The following is a 17,430-nucleotide window of genomic DNA, read 5'->3' as shown; positions in this document are numbered from 1 at the left end:
TTTGATCGATTCAAGCTCACTCATAGGGCCGATGACCGACTCGCCTTTAGGACTATCAGGCATCGCCAGAAGGCGGTAGGACTCGTAGGCTTTTGCCAAAGGATTGTCGTCCGTGCGCTGGCGGCGCTCCTCCATGACGACCTGATGCTCCTTCTCAAACGCTGCTTCATCAAAGATCAAATTGACCATGCGATCGGCTTCTAATTCGAGTGCAAGCGGCAAGCGATTGGCAGGGAACAGCTCGTAGTAGCCCGTATAATCATAGCTGGTAAAGGCGTTGTTCACTCCGCCAAATTTAGCGATCAAGCGCTCATAGTCGTCACTTGAAACGGTGGAGGTGCCTTTGAACATCATATGCTCAAGCAAATGCGAGATGCCGCCTTTATCGATCGGCTCATCAGCTGACCCTACGCGGTACCAGATTTGAGTCATGACAACAGGCGCGCGGTGGTCTTCTTTTATAACGATTTTGAGACCATTGTCTAATTGATACTCATGACGACCTGATAGATCCATAGCTAGATCGTTGGTATTTTGCGCTATATTATCAGCGCTAACTGTAGATGACGTATTGGATGTCGGCGTTAGGGTTTGGCAAGCAGCAAGGGTAGTGCTAAGCGTTAGCGCGCAGGCAAGGCGCAGTGTTAATGAGGACATGAGACTCTCTTATGATAATGACTGACAAGCATTTAAGGGTTGGGTATATTATATAGAACCTTTGATATCAGAAATCAAAACCGCAGTAGGCTCAAGGGCATTGAGCGCGCTACAACCTACTATCAAAAATGATAAAGCTGCAATCATCAACACAAAAATAGGTTTGCATAGTTGCTTTTTTCGATTATCTGTCTGATTAATAAGCACACTTGAGGTATTAAATCGTGGATAAGTCACTGATTTTGACATAAAGGCATCCATCATATCGATTTGTGAGCGCCAACCATCACGCTAGCGGTGGGCTTAAACTCATGAGTAGTACTACAGCCGGTTGAAGCTAGGCTTAGAGTCGCAATGACTAGCGCTAAAGTTAAGCGGATAGATCGTTCGGATATCATATTTTTCATAAGAATGTCTCAAGTTTAAGGTATAAATAAGAGTAGGCGATATGGCGTCAAATATAGGTGTCAATTATGTGTGTAAACCTTAAGCTAAGCTTTCTTATCACTGAGTACGCACCAAATCGATGCTAACTGTCAGTCCAGAATTTGTCTTGAATTATGCTAAACTATGAGCGAGCATCTGATGGTATCACTCACATCAAATGACAACCACTTTATAATAAAATACAAATACATATTGATACTTTTAGGGCCTATTTATGAATAATCCAAACAATAGCAATCGCGTCGTTATCAATCTCGATGGCGCACTTGATGATTTAGATGACGATGATATTACCTTACCCAGTCTCCCTGCGCAATCGGTTGAGATTATTGATAAGCCAAGGGATCAGGCGTCAAGTACTACTGCGCCTGATACGAGTGATTTGGCCGCCAGCACTTTAGATGCAAAGCTACCTTATAGCGCTGATGAGCGCGTCGAATTGGGAGCGCCGCTAATAACACCTGAGGCCCAGAGCCCTAATAGTGCATCTGATAACCGTACGCCTACTGGCGTAGATAATAAAACTGCGCCAAGCGTCGCTGCAACCCCTATGCCGACGATGCCTTTGCAAGAGCAGCTTGGCAGCGCTGATAAGTCATCTCAAGCACAGCCTGCACAAGTGAGTCAATCCTCGTCAGCGCCTGTGCCAGAGCAAGAGCAGGAGCAAGAAGAGCCGCAAGGTCGCCAAAAGGGTAGCTGGTTTAATCGGATGAAATCGGGTCTTAGTAAGTCGCGAAAGAATCTTGCTGAAGGTATGGTAAGTATCTTAATTGGTGGTAAAGAGATTGATGATGAGCTGTTAGAGGAGGTTGAAGATCAGCTATTGGTCGCTGATATTGGCGTCAATGCCACTACGCGTATCATCAAAAGCTTGACTGAGCAGACCGCTCGTGGTGATTTGATTTACTCGCACTCACTCTATAAGGCTTTGCAGGCAGAATTGGTAGAAATCCTTGCGCCGAAAGTTGCGCCGCTGATTATTGATACTAGCAAAAAGCCCTTTGTTATCTTGGTCGTTGGTGTTAATGGTGTGGGTAAAACGACGACTATTGGCAAGCTGGCTAAGCGCTTACAAGGTGAAGGCAAATCAGTCATGCTCGCAGCAGGCGATACGTTTCGCGCCGCTGCCACCGAGCAGTTACAGATTTGGGGCGAGCGTAATAACATTCCTGTCGTCGCGCAAGGTCACGGCTCTGATAGTGCCTCAGTGATTTTTGATGCCATGCAATCTGCCAAAGCCAAAAACATAGATGTATTAATAGCCGATACCGCTGGACGCCTGCAAAACAAAACTCATCTGATGAGCGAGCTTGAAAAAGTGGTGCGCGTTATGCGTAAAGCCGATGAGACTGCGCCGCATGAAGGTATGATCGTACTCGATGCGGGCACAGGACAAAACGCTATTAACCAAGTTGAGCTGTTCAATAAGGTCGTGCCATTGACAGGCATTACCATTACCAAACTAGATGGTACCGCAAAGGGCGGGGTCGTGTTCAATATCGCTGAGACCTCAAATGTGCCGATTCGCTATATCGGCGTTGGCGAGTCTATCGATGATTTGCGTGCCTTTAGCCCCAAACAGTTCGTGGCTGCTCTATTTGAGACCGATGATAAAGAGTAGTCGCTAATAGCTAGAGTTTGGCCGCGATATTTTATGTTAAGGAATGACGATGATAGTAACCACGACGAATTTGCAGACTTACATCTTAGTGCTTATGGTCAATGAGAATGATGAGCACTCAGCCAAGCAAAATGAGCCAAAGCTTGCCGAAATGAGTTGGCTGTCCAAAGACGAGTGGTGGACAGACTCAAAATCATTTGCCAAACTCAAAAAGCATTATCAGCTCACTGATAATGACTTCAAGTTCATAGAAAAAAATAGTTTAAACCCAGAGGATCCCGCCCAAGCGCTATTGTTAGAGGCAATCATTCAAGTTGATGAATATGCACAAGAGCAGAGAAAACAGTTTGATTTGCCGTTAGATTTGTCTTTAGGAACGCCCTTTCAACAGCAGGTATGGCGAGCCCTTCAGGATATCGGATTTGGCGAGACGATAAGCTATGCTACATTGGCAGAGCGCATTGGCAACCCTAAAGCTTGCCGCGCGGTCGCCAACGCTAATAGCAAAAACCCCTTTAGCCTTATTATCCCCTGTCACAGAGTCATTGGCAGTGATGGCAAACTAGCAGGTTATACGGGCGGTGTGGATAAAAAAGAGTATCTACTCGCGCTTGAGGGCGTTAAATGTAGAAACTAATCGTACAGCTGGCTTGTGATATTTTATTATCAGGCAAGCAAATAAAAAGCCAAATCTATAATAGATTTGGCTTTTTGAGTTTTTATTAGGTGTAGGCTACTCTTCAAGCTGCGCCATGACCTCAGCTGAAAAATTGACATTGCTATAGACGTCTTGCACATCATCGATATCCTCTAACATATCAATCATTTTCATAACCTTTTGCGCGTCATCAACATTGGTGATATCGGCGCTGGTTGCAGGTGACATAGTGACCTCCGCATTATCAGAGGTTAGACCTGCTGCATTAAGCGCGTCTTTGACTTGACCGAAGTTCTCCCACTCGGTGATGACCAGTAAGCTCTCGCCATCGTTTTCGATATCGAGCGCGCCGGCGTCTAAGGCTACAAGCATCACTTCATCTTCTAAGCTCACATCATCAAAAGTGATTTCACCGCGTTTGGTAAATAGATAAGCCACTGACCCTGACGTACCCAAGTTACCATCGAATTTGGTAAAAGCATGACGCACTTCGCTGACCGTACGGTTGAGGTTATCAGTCATCGTCTCAACCAGTACTGCGACGCCGCCGACGCCATAGCCTTCATAGCTGACTTCTTCCATATTCTCGTTATCACCGCCGCCAGTACCACGATCTACCGCGCGATTGATAGTGTCTCGGGTCATATTGACCGATAGACCTTTTTCGATAGCGGCGCGCAGACGTGGATTTTTGTCGGGATCAGGGTCGCCTTGCTTGGCGGCTGAGACGATCTCGCGGATGACTTTGGTGAATATTTTACCTCTTACCGCATCTTGACGCGCTTTTCGGTGTTTGATGTTTGCCCACTTTGAATGACCTGCCATACTCTATCCTCAAGTTTTGCTCTGTCTTATTTACGCTTATCCTACTTATCGTCAAGGCGTTTTGGGTCTTAGCCTGTCGTGAGTAGCCTTGCAATTTATATATTGTTAACCGCCGTTTTTTGCTACACTGTGGCTCAATCAGTATCGTAATACATACCAGTATGATAACTGATAGGTATTATAAACTACTAAAGCTTGCTTGTACTACTAGGAGCTGTCCTAGACTTTTACCGTCATTTGCTAACTTCAAACCCTCCATTCAATGAACTTACCGATTCTATGAAGCAAAAAAGCGCTGAAGCCCTGACTCACTTACGTAACCGCATTCATATCATTATTGAAGGCACAGACACGCGTCTGGGTAAGTTTTTTGATATCGTACTACTGATTGCGATTTTGACTAGTGTGGGCGTGGTCATGCTTGACAGCGTCTTGTATATGCGTTTGCAATACGGCAAAATCTTCTTTTATGCTGAATGGTTTTTTACCATTTTATTTACGCTTGAATATCTCTTACGACTATTTTCAGCGCCCAATCGTCTGCGCTATGTCTTTAGTTTTTTTGGAATAGTGGATTTATTATCGATATTGCCGAGTTATCTAAGCTTAGTTTTTGGCGGAGTGCAGTACCTAATTGTCATTCGTATTTTGCGTATTCTACGAGTATTTCGAGTCCTCAAACTCAAAGCCTATATGCAGCAAGCTGGGTTTTTGGCGTCAGCGCTTAAGACAAGCCAGCAAAAAATCACCGTGTTTTTCTTATCGCTAGTTTTACTAGTGACTATCTTTGGCTCTATTGTTTATGTAGTGGAGGGGCCAGAGAATGGCTTTACCAGTATTCCGCTTTCAATCTATTGGGCCGTTGTGACTGTCACGACCACAGGTTATGGCGACATGTCACCCAAAACACCCATTGGGCAGGCGATTGCATCGATGGTGATGATCACAGGTTATGCGATTATTGCTGTACCTACAGGGATATTTACCGCAGAGCTGGCTCGTAATATGCGCCCGCAGCTCAATCCTATCTCTTGCCCTAACTGCGGCAAATTTGGTCACGCGGTTGGGGCAACCTTTTGTGATCGCTGCGGACATGCATTGCACATATAGTGAGTTCAATATAACAGCGGGACTGGGATGCTTTTTTTAAAACATAGGTTGCGCAGCATCGAGTAGCGTAGGCACATCATGCAAGAAAAAATTTATACCAGTTCCGCGTTTAAATATAATGCATCTGGTCTATTTAAAAGCGACTACATAACAGCGATTTATTAAGACGCACTGATAAGCAAAGTTTAAGGTTTTAAAATAAAAGGGCTATATAATTTCCTTATTTGCCAGTCAATTCTAAATATTCCTCCACCAATGGCGATAAGTCTATCTCAACGCCCAAATTGACCAGATTCCAATACTGCCCTGATACGGTTCGATCAAGCATCATCGTCGTTGCAGAAGGCTGAAACTGACCGAAGTATTTGAGTGATGAGCGCATCTGCGTAATAGCTTCATGATGCACTTGGCTGTCGGCGAAATCAAACTTACCGATATGGTAAGGCGCTACAGATAGAGGTTTAAGACCGATCTCAAGCCAATTTTGATAAAACTCGCCTGGCACAATTTTGTCATCAACTTTGCGAATATCAAGAGCGATTAAATCTTGCTCAAGGGCAGTGACATCACCGCGAATGGCATGACGAGCGAAGCGTTTAAACAGCTGCACCTCACTATCACTATAGCTGCGAATACCGCCAAAATCGTAAGCGACGACGCTGCCATCAGCGCGAAAAGCAAAGTTACCAGGATGCGGATCGCAATGCATACGGTACAAGGAAAACAGCTGCCCTGCACTAAAGTGAAACAAGCGCGTAGCAATTTTTTGCTTAATGTCGTTGTCCCAAGTCGCAGCGACGCTTAGTGTCTCGCCCATCTCTTCGGTCAAAGTCAAAATACGCTTCGTTGAGTGGCTAGCGATGACCTTTGGAATAATCAATCCCTCATCATCTGAGTGAAACGCGCCGAATACACGTAAGTTGTTCGCCTCTTTGATGTAATCAAGCTCATCGTGTAAGCTTTTACGAATCTCATCAAACAATTGCTCTTGCAATTCGCGGCTCATATTGAGCACGCCTGCGATTTTGAGTGCCATACGCACCTGCTTAAGATCGCTATCGCAGTTCTCATCGACACCTGGATATTGAACCTTTACCACAACCCTTTGATTTGACGGCAAGACCGCTTTGTGTACTTGCCCGATGGAGGCTGCGGCAAATGGCGTTTCTTCAAATTCAGCAAATAGCTCACTAATAGGGGCTTTGAGTTCACGCTCAACCTGAGATTTGATCTGCGCAAAAGGCATAGCGGGCGCGTCTTTTTGTAATTTTTCTAACGCGGTTGCCACCTCAGGCGGGAACACATCTTTATATTGTGAGGCGATCTGTCCCACTTTCATAACCGCACCTTTCATCTCACCGAGCGTTTCAGCGATCTGAATGCCGACATCTTGCATCAGCTCAGAGCGCGCTTGCAAGCGCTTCTCTTCGTCACTTGAGAGATGTTTAAATGAGTTTTTGGCCGCTTTGCCCGCAATGCTAGCGGTCATGCCAGCGAGTTTCATAAAGCGCTTTGAGGACGTTTGTGCCATTCATATCACCTTGATCATGCTAGTGGTTGATTTGTAGTGTTTAATCCTTGATCGTTTCGTCGATCCTACTCACTAGATAGTGTCAGTGCGCGATATTTAAAGAGTAGGTATGTGTTAACCAGTAATTAAGCGCCATGTCATAGCCAGACGCGCCAAGACCACAAATCACGCCGACAGCGACGTCACTAAAGTAGGAGTGCTGACGAAATGCCTCGCGCTGATGCACGTTAGACAAATGCACTTCAATAAAGGGTTTTTGTGTGGCAAGTAGCGCATCTCGTAGGGCAACTGAGGTGTGAGTAAAAGCGGCAGGATTGATGATGATAGCATCAACTTGTGCAGAGGTTTGGGCCAGTAAGCCGTAATGCTGAATACTATCGACAAGTTCACCCTCAATATTGGACTGAATGCAGATAAGCTTAATATCATATTTAGCAGCAAACGCAGTAAGTCGCGCTTCAATGTCAGCAAGAGTGGTATGCCCGTAGATTTCAGGCTCACGCTTACCTAATAAATTAAGATTAACGCCATTGACGAGTAATATCTTGCGGGTAAGTGAGCTATCGTTATGATTATTTGAGATAAAAGGGCTTGAAGAACTAGTTGAGCTGCTCATAAGGGTCTCTATGCATATGCAAAAGTTGGAATACAGAGTCGAATATATTCTAAGCGTTTTATGATAGCAATTTATTTTCAATAAAAAGCTATTAGCACAGTAAAACTGCGATGAAAAGTCTTTATGTTACCAAAAACCCGTGCTATGATATTTTTTGAATGGTTTGTATTGCAAGTTTGTTACATTTTGCCGAATTGGTCATTTTAAACTTCGTATATTAGCTATTCAAAACTTTAAGTAAGTGAATACCGTTTAATTTTTATTCTTAGACCCGTTTATATGCAATGGTGCAAAGGAATTTGGGGCTAAGCGCATTTTAGGATGTCAGGTTATGTCAGATCGTGAGCAAGGGACTGTTAAGTGGTTTAATGATGCAAAAGGCTTTGGCTTTATTCAGCGTGATGGCGGCGAAGATATTTTTGTCCATTTTCGCGCGATTCAAGGCGATGGTTATCGCTCGCTAAAAGATGGTGAAAAAGTTGAATTTAGCGTAGTTGAAGGCGATAAAGGCTTGCAAGCTGAAGACGTCAGAAAAGTAGAAGAGTAATTAAGCTGCTTTTGTACCTAGGTAGTACTGATATACTAAGTCAAGCTCGCTTCACTTGTAGCGCTATGATACAACAGCGTTTATAAGTTGCAGGTACGAGGCTTGGCTTTTTTGTTTTTGATAAAGTGTCACAGCATAATAACAAGATTTAGGTCTACTAAAAGGATACTTTTTTGAGTCATTTTACCGCATTTACAGATCTGCCTTTATCAGAGCCAACCTTGCGCGCTGTGTCTGATTTGGGCTTCACCACCCTGACTGATATTCAAGCGCAGATTCTACCGCACACATTAGCCCATCAAGACGCTATCGGACAGGCGCAAACCGGCACTGGCAAGACAGCTACTTTTTTGATTACCATTATGGAGGCGCTGCTTAAACGTCCCTTTGCCACAGATGAAGAACAGTTCTTAGGTGAGCCGCGCGCCGTCGTCATGGCACCAACGCGTGAGCTTGCGCAGCAGATATTCGATGACTGCGTGGCACTGACCAAATACACGGACTTGCATAGCGTTTGTATCATGGGCGGCACCAACTACGACACGCAGCAGCACGAGCTTGAGCGCCAGTATGTCGATGTACTGATTGCAACGCCTGGTCGATTAATAGATCTTATGAACAAGGGCATGGTGTACTTAGATCGGGTTGAGGTATTGGTGCTCGATGAAGCCGATCGCATGCTCGATATGGGGTTTATTCCTGATATCAAACGCCTAGTAGGGCGTATGCCGCCTAACACAGATCGTCAAAGTTTATTGTTTTCAGCGACATTTAATCAAGACGTGATGAATCTAGCTTATCGCTGGCTGCATGAGCCGCAGTTCGTTGAGATCGAGCCTGAGCACAAGACTAGTGAGCTGGTCGATCAGCACTTTTATTTATTGACCGAAGATCAAAAATTTCGAGCCTTGCAAGGTATCTTGAATGACAATGCAGTGGATAAAGTCATTATCTTTGCCAACCGTAAAGATCAGGTCAAACGCCTATATGACAAATTGCGTAAAGCTCATAAAGTCGTCATGCTATCAGGCGATGTCATCCAGCAAAAGCGCGAAAAGTACTTGCAGCGTTTTAAAGATGGGAACGCGTCGGTATTGGTCGCCACAGATGTGGCAGGGCGCGGCATTCATGTCAATGATATCAGCCATGTCATAAATTATACACTGCCTGAGCAGCCCGATGACTACGTACACCGCATCGGCCGTACAGGACGCGCAGGACAGACTGGTATTAGCATTAGTTTTGTGAGCGAAGACGATGCGTTTAACTTGCCTGCATTGGAGAAGCATTTAGATACCAAGTTTAGCCTTGAGCAGTGGCAAGCGCCATAAGGAATAATGACAAGCCTTTAGCTATAACCATCAAAAAAGCCCCCAGATTTATTGGTCTGAGGGCTTTTTATTTTTAAAGAGACTTATTGAGCAGTGTGCTCCAAGGTATCACCCATACTGTCTGTTTGATCCCTATCAGGCATCTCATGACTCCCCATCTCTGTATGAGTAGTGTCTAACATCTCGTGAATTTCATGGTTTTCGCTATTCATATGTTGCATATTACCATCTGTCATCATAGCAGAGGGGCTACCGTGATTCATCTGAGCACCGCTATGCATACTCTTCATAATCATTGGAACAAAGACGACTGCTAGACCTGAGAGTATCATAATAAAGCCGTTAATTTGCCGCAGGCGCAAACGACCGATTTTATCTCGTAGCCAGCCTACGGTCTCATGCGTGGCAACGAGCATCGGCACAGTACCCAGACCAAAGACGAACATAAGCGCCGCCCCGCCTAAAGGATTGTGTGCAACCACAGCGATCAGTAGCGCGCCATAAACTAAGCCGCAAGGTAGATAGCCCCATAATAATCCTGCTGCCATAGCGCGCGGATAAGTATTGAGCGGAAACACCTTTTGACGGATAGGGCTTAGATACTGCCAAAAGCGCATACCGACGCGCTCAAGCTTACTCAAAAATGGCGCGCCAAGCATAGTAACGCCCACAAATACGAGTACCAAGCCGAGCAAGATACGCGGCGTGCTATTACCTCTCATTAAGGGCTCTAAAACGGTTGTACCAATAAGACCTGCAATCAGACCTAAAATGGAGTAACTGATCAGGCGTCCAAAATGGTAAGTGGCAATGAGGCGTCTACGCTTAGCGGGGCTGACATCTTTCATCGATAAGCTAAAAGCGGCGACCAATCCACCACACATACCCAAGCAGTGCGGCGACCCCAAAAATCCCATCAAAAACGCGGCAACCAACAAGGCGGTAGTCATACTCAAACTCTCTTAATAAATTTCAACGCTCGTTTTAGTAGGTATCAAACCAAAATTTATAATGGTTATTTTTATGATTTAGGCGGGCTGCCAGCATCAGCATCGCTTTGACTTTGCATACCGCTTGCCTCATCGCTGCTAGTTTTATCTTCGCTGGCAAGATTTTTATCAAGAATGTCTGTGGCTTGCTTGAGATGGTGTTCATTATCACGAGCATTGTCATGAGACTGTATGACTTGCCGGCGCTCTTGGCGATCCTCTAAAATAATGCGCTGCGAGGCGTTATCCAAATCCTCAAACTGATTGGATCGAACCGCGTAACGTACGGCCCAAATAGCCACGACGAACAGCATTAAGCTAAGTGGAATAAGTAAAAATATACTGAGCATGGCAAGTTTCTCTTAGTAGCGACTTCTTTTATTATACACTTATTGCAAGTATAAGAGCTGAAGTCAAACAACGTGAATATAGTTAATTCACTATAAAAACGATACAGCGAGATGAAAATTTGTTTTTCGCAGCCTCTGTCGGCGTAGGCACAGCACGCAAGAAAAAAATTTTCATTAAGCGACTTGATAGTTATGTATCTAATTTATCTGAATTCAACTATATGTGGTGTTGCTATGAGATTAGTTTTATCGAGCTTGATGTTATCGAGCCTAGTGTCATCGAGCTTAGTGTCATTCAGAAGATTTTTTGGCATCGCCGCGCGGCGTGAGTAGCTGCTGAGTACTAATATCTTCAGCACGCCTACAGTCATCCATTTGCGGGCGTAGTAAATCTCGCAGATAAGCGGCGGTCTCGTACACCGCGCGCCTTGAATGACTTAAGTTCTGCGCAGGTTTCATCCAATCGCGTCTGACGGGCAGTGGAGCATTAATAGGGGTGCTGTAGATACCATTTAGAGCGAACTGACGCCGAGATCGAGTCATATGATAGCTGTCTGTAATCAGGTACACGTGCCGCAATGGCGTGCGTTTCGCGGTAAAGCGGGCATTTTCACAAGTATTCATACTCGCGTTTTCGCTTAACTGCTCAGAGATACCATGCTCAACCAGCCACTGATTCATCCAAGGCGCTTCAGCACCGCTCAAGATAATAGGCAAAGGCTTATCGTGATAAGCACCTGCAGCTGTGCGAATACGGTTGAGGCTATAATCGTTTAGGATAATATGATTGTTGTTATCGTTCGTAAGGCCGCCTCCTAGTACCACATAAGCGCTTGGCGACATACTTTTATAATCGCTAGGAGTACTGGGCAAGGGTAGAGCATTTAAGACAAAAAGCATACCGCGTGAAAACAGTGGAGTAAATAAGCTGATAATGGTGAGAACAACTAATGTAGATCCAACCACAAAAGTGATATTAATAATGCGAAACAGTTTGATCATACGCTCAGCTGAGCGCAAATAATGTCGCCACAAACGCTTAGACCATAGAGGTTTGGGGTGTTTGTCAGAGCTTGGCTTTTTGGGCTTGAGCATGTTAGACATGACTATCTTGTCCGATAGATCCATCACTATTGACCCACACCGGCTCACGAGCAAGGGTAATCGCAAACTTCTCTTGCACAGTGCTAATTATGTGCTGCTGGGCGCAGGCAACATCCTCTTGCGTCGCTGTAAAAGCGGCGTGATTGGTCAATACCAAAGCTTGGTGTTTATGGGTCATAATAGGCGCAACGCCGCCACCTTTGAGTCCTGCTTGCTCAATGAGCCAGCCTGCGGCGACTTTAACCTCATCATTAGGCAGGGTATAACCGACAATACTTGGATAAGTGGCTTGTAGCGATACAAATTGCTGCTGAGAAATAATAGGGTTCTGAAAAAAACTACCACAGTTTGGTAGTGCTTTGGGATCAGGAAGTTTTTGTGAGCGAATATCGATAATGGCGTGCATAACATCACTAGGGGTGAGGTCTGTACGTCCTTGCTGCTTGGCATAGTCTTGCGCGACGATTTGTACGTCGCCATAGCTGGCTTGTACGCAGCTTTTATCTAAATGCAGTCGAAAGATAACCCGAGTGATAAGCCAAGTATTGGGCGCACGCTTAAAGATACTATCTCGATAACCAAACTCACAGTCGCTTGCCGACAGCTGATGCCATGTTTTAGTGGGGATGTGGTAGGCTTTGAGCGAATGTAGCGTATCCTCTAGCTGAACGCCGTAAGCACCAATATTTTGAACTGGAGCTGCACCAGTTAAACCAGGAATCAGGGCTAAGTTCTCAAGTCCATACCAGCCCCGCGCGACCGTATAAACGACCAACTCATGCCAGTTCTCGCCCGCCATAACCTCAATATCGATATGATCATCTGTTTGCTCAATCACCCTAATGCCGTGCATCAGCGGACGTAGTACAGTAACGTTGAGCCTGGCAGGCACAAGTACATTGCTACCCCCCGATAATACAAATACAGAGGCGCTATCTACTGTATTCATAAAGCTATCAAGCTGTGCCTCATCAGTAACAGTTACGACGCTTTTAGCCACACATGACAATGCCATAGTATTGGCGTGCGACAAATCATAATCTGATTGCAAAGAGATATTTTGAAAATTATCTGTACGTAGCGTTGAGGTCATAGCATGGCCTATAGATGAAGTAAATCAGCATAAAAAAAATAAAATCAGCCGTTATACTGCTTTCCAGCTCTCAATCCAAGCCTTTGAGCTCGACTCAATACGCTCAATGACCTCTTCAAAGGCGTCGCCATCGCCTTTATAAGGATCAGGTACGCTATCACCGCCGTAGGTAGGATCTTCTTCGCTAAATAGTGCTAATTTTGCCAGTGCCTCTTCATTATTATTAGTGCCTAATAACTCATCTTTGATAGCTTGTAAGTCCGCTAAGTTCTGCGTATCCATCGCTAATATGAGATCAAAGTTATAAAAGTCCTCGGCGCTGACTTGACGGGCAACAAGTTTGCTAATGTTATAGCCATGGGACTTAGCGTGACGCTGCGCGCGAATATCTGGCGCGTGACCAATGTGCCAATCCCCGGTACCTGCTGAATCAACTTTCATGTTAAGACCAGCTATAGCCGCTTGCTGACGAAAGATCTCCTCAGCCGTTGGTGATCTACATATATTGCCAAGACAGACAAGCAGAACAGAGGTGGGCGTAGACGCTTTCATCAACATAACAAAACCTTTTTGACAAAAAACAAGCCAAACAAATCATCTTTATCAAGGCAATTTATAGGCGTTTAAAAGAAGAGAGAAACAGCCGTCAGCCTAACGCTAAACCTTGTGAATGGCAAGTATAGTCGCTGACAAAGGGGTCATCTATAAAAGTTATCGTGATAACTATTTATGTTAAAAACTTTTGATAGGTAAAGTACTAATCTTGATTTTTTCTAAAGCGCTGTAAGTCGCGGCGCTCTTTTTTACTTGGTTTATTATCAGGGCGGGCAAGATTGGCCAGTTTGCGCTGCTCAGTGTAATAGGCGCGTCGAGATATACTCTCATCGGTCTCTGAATAGAGCACTTCGGCGACGGTGGCGTTGCCGCGCTGCGCCGTTAATGCTTCAACGATGACTGTCTTTTCGGTCATGGCGGTCGCAGAACCTTGACGAATCTGTAGCTCGTCACCAACTGCAATCTCTTTACTAGTCTTAACTCGACTGCCAGCATAGTGCACTCGGCCACTCTCGATAGCCTCTTTGGCAAGGGTGCGCGTCCGATAAAACCGCGCCGCCCATAACCATTTGTCAATACGCATCCGTACTGCGTCTGGTTGACTATGGCTGGGCTGATTGTGGTTTTTATTATGTTTACTCATTAAAACCTCATAGATATCAATAGACTATGATTATAAATGGTGGTTTATTTTATAATTAAAAGTGCACTGTCTTGTTTATAGGTTAAGCATCTGTACCTGTGGTCTATTACAAGCTAATTGCACCACTGCTGCTCGCAAGGTACGCCATCATGATTACCATCCATTTTAGTATGTAATCTTACTTTAAAAATAACTGATAACCGATATTGTCGTTGAGCATCGTACAGTCATAACCGATATCGAGTAAGGCGTCTTGCAGTTGACGCGAGTTACCCATCGAAGCTTGCAAGCCGACTAGCACGCGACCCTCTGCAGCGCCGTGATTGCGATAATGAAATAAGGTGATATTGAAGTCATCGCCTAACTTTTCTAGAAATGTCAATAGCGCGCCCGGACGCTCAGGGAACGTCACCTTTAATAATTGCTCGTCCTCGACATGCGCGTGACCACCGATAAGATGACGAATATGCGATTTGGCGATATCGTCATCAGTTAAGTCATAAGCCGTATAGCCATCAGAGGCGAGCTGATCGCTAATAGTTTGTCGCTCTTTATCGCCTTCTTTTAAGGCGATACCGACGAATATCGAGGCAGGATCCATCGAGTCAGGGGATAGCTTGTTGTCAGCGCGGTAGTTAAATTCTGTAATATTTCGACCATGCAAGCTGCGACAGAAGTTTAAAAACGCGCCAGTCTGCTCAGGGATAGTGACCGCATAGATGGCTTCTTTTTTCTCACCAATCTCAGTACGCTCAGCGATATACCGTAAGCGATCAAAGTTCATATTAGCGCCGCAGATGATGCCAACGCAGTTTTTGCCCTGCAAATTGTGCGCGTTGATATATTTCTTCATGCCTGCAACTGATAGTGCGCCTGCAGGCTCCACGATACTGCGGTTTTCTTCAAACACATCTTTGATCGCCGCGCAGACCTCATCGTTAGTGCACGTAATGACCTCTGGCTCAACGATTGGCCCTAGGCCATTGCTTTTTTGCGTGCGTACCACCTCAAAAGGAAGCTCACCGATTTGCGCCACAGCCACACCATCGACGAACAGCCCGACTTGCTCAAGCTTGACGCGCTCGCCCGCTTTTAATGCCGCTTTTAGACACGCAGACTGCGCCGATTCTACAGCGACAACCTTGACATGAGGAGCCACTTCTCCCAAAAATGCAGCAACACCTGATATCAGGCCACCGCCGCCGACAGCGACAAAAACGTAGTCCATGTTACGCCACTGCTGGGTCAGCTCAAGTCCGATCGTGCCTTGGCCTGCGATGACCAGCTCATCATCATAAGGCGGTATAAAGGTCAAACCTTCGCTCTTAGCGCGATTGATCGCATAGCGATTGGTCTCATCAAAGCTATCACCATACAAGTCGACGTTACCGCCTAAAGCTTTTACTGCAGCAACTTTGATATCTGGAGTGGTGGTCGGCATGACAATGATGTTATTAAGATTTAGCGTGCGCGCAGAGTAAGCGACGCCTTGGGCATGGTTACCTGCTGAGGCACAAATGACGCCGCGTGCTTTTTGCTCATCGCTTAGCTGACTAATACGGTTATACGCGCCGCGCAGTTTAAAAGAGAATACGGGTTGCAAGTCTTCGCGTTTAAAGCGAATGTCATTATCAAAACGCTGGGTCAGTTTAGGGGCTGATTCGAGAGGGGTTTGAATGGCGACGTCATAGACAGTGGCTTGCAAAATGGCGCGTACCCAGCGTGATAACATAATGGCTTCCTAAATAAGGGCAAAAAATAAATAGATTAGCCTATGCTGATTTTGAGTAGGTTGCAAGGTGCAATTGCAGTTTTTACAGCGATTTATGTCTGATGTCGGGTAAGGCTGGATGTTTTGAAGTTGTTGTTTGCAGTTATCGATAGAGAAGCGTACTTTTCGATACTGGCTAAGTCCGTTTATGATGACTTGATGTAGATAAAAATTATTGAATTATTTTTATATGTCTGTATTATTGGACATATGGAAATAACAAATGCTATCGCAAGCTTCGCGGCGCTCTCTCAAGATACTCGTCTCAAAGCCTTTAGGCTACTTGTCAGTCAAGAGCCTGAGGGGTTGCCTGCGGGTGAGATAGCCCGTCAACTGTCTGTACCACATAACACTATGTCAGCGCATTTATCGGTGCTGGCACGAGCAGGGTGGGTAGTGTCAAAACGCCAAAGTCGGCAGATAATCTATCGCGCCTCGCTTACGCATATGGAGGCGGTCGTGCAGTTTTTGTTGCAAGATTGCTGCGCAGGACATCCAGAATTGTGTGCGTCGATTATGGACAGTTTAAGCGGCTGTGAGACTGCCAAATCTAATAAACAAGACAGTTTTTAGGGCAAGCGCTAAGCAGCTAGCTACTATTAATAAACATCGTCTTAATAACTATAGTCGATTCTAAATAAAACAGATACATTATATGTCAACGTGGAACTGGTATAAATTTTTCTGGCGTGCTGTGCCTGCGCAGACAGAGGCTGCGTAAAATTCATCCCAGTTCCACTGTATCGTTTTTATGCTGAATTCTCTATAGATTCAAAAAATAGGTGAGATTGCTATGAAACCATTAATTTTTCATAATCCAAACTGCGGTACCTCTCGCAATACGCTTGCCATCATGAAGGCATCAGGTGAGCAGCCGGAAGTAGTGGAGTATCTAAAAACCCCGCCGAGCCGTGATGAGTTGGTTGCGTTGCTATCGAAGATGAATATCTCGCCAAGAGAGTTACTACGTAGCAAAGAAACCATCAATGATGAGTTGGGCTTAGATAAGCTTGAGTTATCTGATGATCAAATTATCGATGCAATGATTGCCCATCCTATCTTAATTAACCGTCCTATCGTGGTCACAAATAAAGGCGCAGCGTTATGCCGACCATCAGAGCGAGTGTTTGAATTGTTAGAAAATCCAGTGAGCAGCTTTACTAAAGAAGATGGAGAGGTTCTACATCATGGTAAAGATTAATACAGGGCAATCTGACGTCGATGACTTATCCAATCTAGATGACTTGCCCAATATTGATGCCAGTCAATTACAACCGATCGATATTGAGTCGCTGATTGCGCCAACTGACCCACGTCATCCGCCTAAGATACTGGTGCTATACGGGTCATTACGTGAGCGCTCGTTTTCTAGGCTGGCGGCTGAAGAGGCAAGTCGGCTATTGCGTTGGTATGGCTGCGAGGTGCGGATTTTTAATCCATCGGGTCTACCGCTACCTGACGATGCTGATAGCGACCATCCAAAGGTACAAGAGCTGCGCGAGCTGGCGCAGTGGTCAGAAGGCATGCTGTGGGTGAGTCCAGAGCGCCACGGCAGCATCACCAGTATTATGAAAGCACAAAT

General features: G+C 45.3%; 20 protein-coding genes. 8 read left to right on the top strand and 12 right to left on the bottom strand.

The genetic code is table 11. From position 1 onward, the window contains the following. The coding region (locus ACTXGO_RS03560) for a M16 family metallopeptidase (protein WP_443573377.1) at positions 1 to 657 on the bottom strand (657 nt) is incomplete at its 3' end. Positions 658 to 1,318: 661 nt separating this feature from the next. Here ACTXGO_RS03560 and ftsY point away from each other — a divergent pair. After that, positions 1,319 to 2,725 (top strand): signal recognition particle-docking protein FtsY, encoded by a 1,407-nt coding sequence (gene ftsY / locus ACTXGO_RS03555; protein WP_443542259.1) that lies wholly within the window; start codon positions 1,319 to 1,321, stop codon positions 2,723 to 2,725. Positions 2,726 to 2,774: 49 nt separating this feature from the next. After that, positions 2,775 to 3,362, top strand: coding sequence for a methylated-DNA--[protein]-cysteine S-methyltransferase (locus ACTXGO_RS03550; RefSeq protein WP_317198860.1), 588 nt, complete (start codon positions 2,775 to 2,777; stop codon positions 3,360 to 3,362). A 96-nt stretch (positions 3,363 to 3,458) separates the two neighbouring features. On the opposite strand, the gene ACTXGO_RS03545 is transcribed toward ACTXGO_RS03550, so the two are convergent. Continuing rightward, a complete protein-coding gene (locus tag ACTXGO_RS03545; RefSeq protein WP_317198859.1) occupies positions 3,459 to 4,208 on the bottom strand; it encodes a YebC/PmpR family DNA-binding transcriptional regulator in 750 nt (249 codons plus the stop codon). 279 nt (positions 4,209 to 4,487) lie between these two features. On the opposite strand from ACTXGO_RS03545, the gene ACTXGO_RS03540 reads away from it, so the two are divergent. Next, positions 4,488 to 5,318: an ion transporter gene (locus ACTXGO_RS03540; RefSeq protein WP_317198858.1), complete on the top strand. Its 831-nt coding sequence runs from the start codon at positions 4,488 to 4,490 to the stop codon at positions 5,316 to 5,318. Between the two features lie 220 nt (positions 5,319 to 5,538). Here the strand turns inward: ACTXGO_RS03540 and ACTXGO_RS03535 are convergent, their stop codons facing one another. Together ACTXGO_RS03535 and aroQ are read right to left on the bottom strand one after the other, a co-directional pair. Beyond that, on the bottom strand, positions 5,539 to 6,849 hold the full coding sequence (locus ACTXGO_RS03535) for an ABC1 kinase family protein (protein ID WP_317198857.1): 1,311 nt from the start codon (positions 6,847 to 6,849) through the stop codon (positions 5,539 to 5,541). A gap of 82 nt (positions 6,850 to 6,931) precedes the next feature. Next, positions 6,932 to 7,465, bottom strand: coding sequence for a type II 3-dehydroquinate dehydratase (gene aroQ, locus ACTXGO_RS03530; RefSeq protein WP_443542261.1), 534 nt, complete (start codon positions 7,463 to 7,465; stop codon positions 6,932 to 6,934). Positions 7,466 to 7,796: 331 nt separating this feature from the next. Between aroQ and ACTXGO_RS03525 the strand changes: the two genes are divergently transcribed. Both ACTXGO_RS03525 and ACTXGO_RS03520 read left to right on the top strand, forming a co-directional pair. After that, positions 7,797 to 8,012 carry a cold-shock protein gene (locus ACTXGO_RS03525; RefSeq protein WP_317198855.1) on the top strand — a complete coding sequence of 72 codons (216 nt, stop codon included), beginning with the start codon at positions 7,797 to 7,799 and terminating at the stop codon, positions 8,010 to 8,012. A 173-nt stretch (positions 8,013 to 8,185) separates the two neighbouring features. Then, on the top strand, positions 8,186 to 9,343 hold the full coding sequence (locus tag ACTXGO_RS03520) for a DEAD/DEAH box helicase (RefSeq protein WP_443573375.1): 1,158 nt from the start codon (positions 8,186 to 8,188) through the stop codon (positions 9,341 to 9,343). Positions 9,344 to 9,426: 83 nt separating this feature from the next. Here ACTXGO_RS03520 and ACTXGO_RS03515 read toward each other — a convergent pair whose 3' ends face one another. The 8 genes from ACTXGO_RS03515 to ilvA all read right to left on the bottom strand — a co-directional run bounded on the left by ACTXGO_RS03515 (position 9,427) and on the right by ilvA (position 15,809). Beyond that, the gene (locus ACTXGO_RS03515; RefSeq protein WP_443573373.1) at positions 9,427 to 10,293 is read right to left on the bottom strand and encodes a sulfite exporter TauE/SafE family protein; all 867 of its coding nucleotides are present in this window, start codon (positions 10,291 to 10,293) and stop codon (positions 9,427 to 9,429) included. A gap of 71 nt (positions 10,294 to 10,364) precedes the next feature. Then, the gene (gene ccoS / locus ACTXGO_RS03510; protein WP_443573371.1) at positions 10,365 to 10,682 is read right to left on the bottom strand and encodes a cbb3-type cytochrome oxidase assembly protein CcoS; all 318 of its coding nucleotides are present in this window, start codon (positions 10,680 to 10,682) and stop codon (positions 10,365 to 10,367) included. 291 nt (positions 10,683 to 10,973) lie between these two features. Continuing rightward, positions 10,974 to 11,786: a YdcF family protein gene (locus ACTXGO_RS03505; RefSeq protein ID WP_443542268.1), complete on the bottom strand. Its 813-nt coding sequence runs from the start codon at positions 11,784 to 11,786 to the stop codon at positions 10,974 to 10,976. Next, complete coding sequence (murB, locus tag ACTXGO_RS03500) at positions 11,779 to 12,879, bottom strand: UDP-N-acetylmuramate dehydrogenase (protein WP_443542270.1); 1,101 nt, start codon at positions 12,877 to 12,879, stop codon at positions 11,779 to 11,781. Before murB ends, ACTXGO_RS03505 begins: the two co-directional genes overlap by 8 nt. Positions 12,880 to 12,930: 51 nt before the next feature. Next, on the bottom strand, positions 12,931 to 13,437 hold the full coding sequence (locus ACTXGO_RS03495; protein WP_317198849.1) for a low molecular weight protein-tyrosine-phosphatase: 507 nt from the start codon (positions 13,435 to 13,437) through the stop codon (positions 12,931 to 12,933). A 199-nt stretch (positions 13,438 to 13,636) separates the two neighbouring features. Beyond that, a complete protein-coding gene (locus ACTXGO_RS03490; RefSeq protein WP_443542272.1) occupies positions 13,637 to 14,077 on the bottom strand; it encodes an RNA-binding S4 domain-containing protein in 441 nt (146 codons plus the stop codon). Between the two features lie 113 nt (positions 14,078 to 14,190). Continuing rightward, positions 14,191 to 14,268, bottom strand: coding sequence for an excalibur calcium-binding domain-containing protein (locus tag ACTXGO_RS03485; RefSeq protein ID WP_443569411.1), 78 nt, complete (start codon positions 14,266 to 14,268; stop codon positions 14,191 to 14,193). Further along, the gene (ilvA, locus tag ACTXGO_RS03480; protein ID WP_443542274.1) at positions 14,256 to 15,809 is read right to left on the bottom strand and encodes a threonine ammonia-lyase, biosynthetic; all 1,554 of its coding nucleotides are present in this window, start codon (positions 15,807 to 15,809) and stop codon (positions 14,256 to 14,258) included. The genes ACTXGO_RS03485 and ilvA overlap by 13 nt, the downstream gene beginning before the upstream one ends. A 249-nt stretch (positions 15,810 to 16,058) precedes the next feature. On the opposite strand from ilvA, the gene ACTXGO_RS03475 reads away from it, so the two are divergent. From ACTXGO_RS03475 to ACTXGO_RS03465, 3 genes are all read left to right on the top strand, one after another. Beyond that, the gene (locus tag ACTXGO_RS03475) at positions 16,059 to 16,421 is read left to right on the top strand and encodes an ArsR/SmtB family transcription factor (protein WP_317198846.1); all 363 of its coding nucleotides are present in this window, start codon (positions 16,059 to 16,061) and stop codon (positions 16,419 to 16,421) included. 220 nt (positions 16,422 to 16,641) lie between these two features. Next, complete coding sequence (arsC, locus tag ACTXGO_RS03470) at positions 16,642 to 17,049, top strand: arsenate reductase (glutaredoxin) (protein ID WP_443542276.1); 408 nt, start codon at positions 16,642 to 16,644, stop codon at positions 17,047 to 17,049. After that, positions 17,036 to 17,430, top strand: a 395-nt coding sequence (locus ACTXGO_RS03465) for an NAD(P)H-dependent oxidoreductase (protein WP_443573369.1), incomplete at its 3' end; no start/stop codon positions are given. The genes arsC and ACTXGO_RS03465, both read left to right, overlap by 14 nt.

The sequence above is a fragment of the Psychrobacter sp. T6-1 genome (assembly GCF_052258445.1).
The sequence above is the reverse complement of the archived record's forward strand: the minus strand, read 5'-3'. Positions and strand labels throughout refer to the sequence as shown.

Bases quoted from the DNA above. Each gene is read 5' to 3' on its own strand.
- ACTXGO_RS03495 (WP_317198849.1), bottom strand. From the start codon at position 13,437: ATGTTGATGAAAGCGTCTACGCCCACCTCTGTTCTGCTTGTCTGTCTT.
- ACTXGO_RS03490 (WP_443542272.1), bottom strand. From the start codon at position 14,077: ATGAGTAAACATAATAAAAACCACAATCAGCCCAGCCATAGTCAACCA.
- murB (WP_443542270.1), bottom strand. From the start codon at position 12,879: ATGACCTCAACGCTACGTACAGATAATTTTCAAAATATCTCTTTGCAA.
- ACTXGO_RS03505 (WP_443542268.1), bottom strand. From the start codon at position 11,786: ATGTCTAACATGCTCAAGCCCAAAAAGCCAAGCTCTGACAAACACCCC.
- ACTXGO_RS03475 (WP_317198846.1), top strand. From the start codon at position 16,059: ATGGAAATAACAAATGCTATCGCAAGCTTCGCGGCGCTCTCTCAAGAT.
- ACTXGO_RS03540 (WP_317198858.1), top strand. From the start codon at position 4,488: ATGAAGCAAAAAAGCGCTGAAGCCCTGACTCACTTACGTAACCGCATT.
- ACTXGO_RS03535 (WP_317198857.1), bottom strand. From the start codon at position 6,849: ATGGCACAAACGTCCTCAAAGCGCTTTATGAAACTCGCTGGCATGACC.
- ACTXGO_RS03525 (WP_317198855.1), top strand. From the start codon at position 7,797: ATGTCAGATCGTGAGCAAGGGACTGTTAAGTGGTTTAATGATGCAAAA.
- ccoS (WP_443573371.1), bottom strand. From the start codon at position 10,682: ATGCTCAGTATATTTTTACTTATTCCACTTAGCTTAATGCTGTTCGTC.
- ACTXGO_RS03545 (WP_317198859.1), bottom strand. From the start codon at position 4,208: ATGGCAGGTCATTCAAAGTGGGCAAACATCAAACACCGAAAAGCGCGT.
- ACTXGO_RS03550 (WP_317198860.1), top strand. From the start codon at position 2,775: ATGATAGTAACCACGACGAATTTGCAGACTTACATCTTAGTGCTTATG.
- ilvA (WP_443542274.1), bottom strand. From the start codon at position 15,809: ATGTTATCACGCTGGGTACGCGCCATTTTGCAAGCCACTGTCTATGAC.
- ACTXGO_RS03515 (WP_443573373.1), bottom strand. From the start codon at position 10,293: ATGACTACCGCCTTGTTGGTTGCCGCGTTTTTGATGGGATTTTTGGGG.
- aroQ (WP_443542261.1), bottom strand. From the start codon at position 7,465: ATGAGCAGCTCAACTAGTTCTTCAAGCCCTTTTATCTCAAATAATCAT.
- ftsY (WP_443542259.1), top strand. From the start codon at position 1,319: ATGAATAATCCAAACAATAGCAATCGCGTCGTTATCAATCTCGATGGC.
- arsC (WP_443542276.1), top strand. From the start codon at position 16,642: ATGAAACCATTAATTTTTCATAATCCAAACTGCGGTACCTCTCGCAAT.